Below are 1,096 nucleotides of genomic sequence, written 5' to 3' on the forward strand. Positions count from 1 at the left end.
AAGGGCTAGAGAGTAGATTTGAAAGCATATTACTGGCTTACAGTGTTCTATTAAGTCGAGCACAACGACGTTTTGAAGGAACTTTGAGATATTCTTTAGGATATTAAAATTAACTAGCACCACGGGTGATTTATAGTATACTATGTCAAAAGGAGGAGTTAGATGAACAATCAAATCACACTAGCGTATTTAGATTATGATGATCTAGATGCTTTACAAGTTGTAAGTGTTGTCAGTTTTTATGAATCGTTTATCGATGGCGCAGATCCACTTGATATGCAAGGATATTTACAGACACAATTGACAACTGAAATATTGGCAGTAGAATTGGCACAGTCAACCAGTAAATTTATTGGTATTAAGGATCATCAAATACTCATTGGTTATATGAAAGTCAATGATGAAAAAGATGCTATAGAGATTCAACGGCTCTATCTGCTCAAAGATTATCAAAACAAAGGGTTAGGGCAACGGTTACTCGATGAAGCGAATCGTTATGCTAAAACGAAACAAAAACGTTATTTACGTTTGACTGTTTATGAAAAAAATCATGCAGGTATTCGTTTTTATGAACGTCATGGATTTAAAAAAATCGGGATCAAACATTTTCCTTTAGGAAAACAAGATCGTATTTGTCCGATTTTAGAAAAAGAAATCTAAAAAAACGTCCTCACTTTTGATGCTGAGGACGTTTTTTTAGACTGGTAATGGAACCATAATTCGCTTTCCTTTTTGATAAATCGCTAATTCCGTCACACCTTTTGCTTTTAACAGAGCAAAAAGATCATCGAAATGGAAACGGAAATGTTCAAGGTAATGCCCATCTGATCCAACACTAAACAAGGTACCACCACGTGAAAGATATAAATCGATGACATATTCATATAACGCTAAATTGTCATACAAGTAAGCGCTCTTAGCATTTAATTCGAATGCCAATTTATTTTTGATTACTTGATCTAGAATCGGTAAAAACTGCGCTTCATATTGTTTAAATTCAGCAACGGATAGACCAAATACCCGAAAACCATAGTCAAAATGAGCAAAGACATCTGCTTCTATAACAACTAGTGCTTCTGAAAGTTGTGCAAAATAC

At 34.4% G+C, this 1,096-nt stretch carries 2 protein-coding genes and 1 pseudogene; 2 read left to right on the forward strand and 1 reads right to left on the reverse strand.

All coding sequences use genetic code 11. From position 1 onward, the window contains the following. Positions 1 to 107 (forward strand): annotated as a pseudogene (locus OZZ83_RS14630) (IS982 family transposase); the annotation flags it as partial. Positions 108 to 162: 55 nt separating this feature from the next. After that, positions 163 to 660 carry a GNAT family N-acetyltransferase gene (locus OZZ83_RS14635; RefSeq protein WP_002295755.1) on the forward strand — a complete coding sequence of 166 codons (498 nt, stop codon included), beginning with the start codon at positions 163 to 165 and terminating at the stop codon, positions 658 to 660. 36 nt (positions 661 to 696) lie between these two features. Here the strand turns inward: OZZ83_RS14635 and OZZ83_RS14640 are convergent. Continuing rightward, the coding region (locus tag OZZ83_RS14640; protein ID WP_275401301.1) for a hypothetical protein at positions 697 to 1,096 on the reverse strand (400 nt) is incomplete at its 5' end.

The sequence above is a fragment of the Enterococcus sp. E5-162 genome (genome assembly GCF_035725965.1).
GTDB classification, from domain to species: Bacteria; Bacillota; Bacilli; order Lactobacillales; family Enterococcaceae; genus Enterococcus_B; species Enterococcus_B lactis.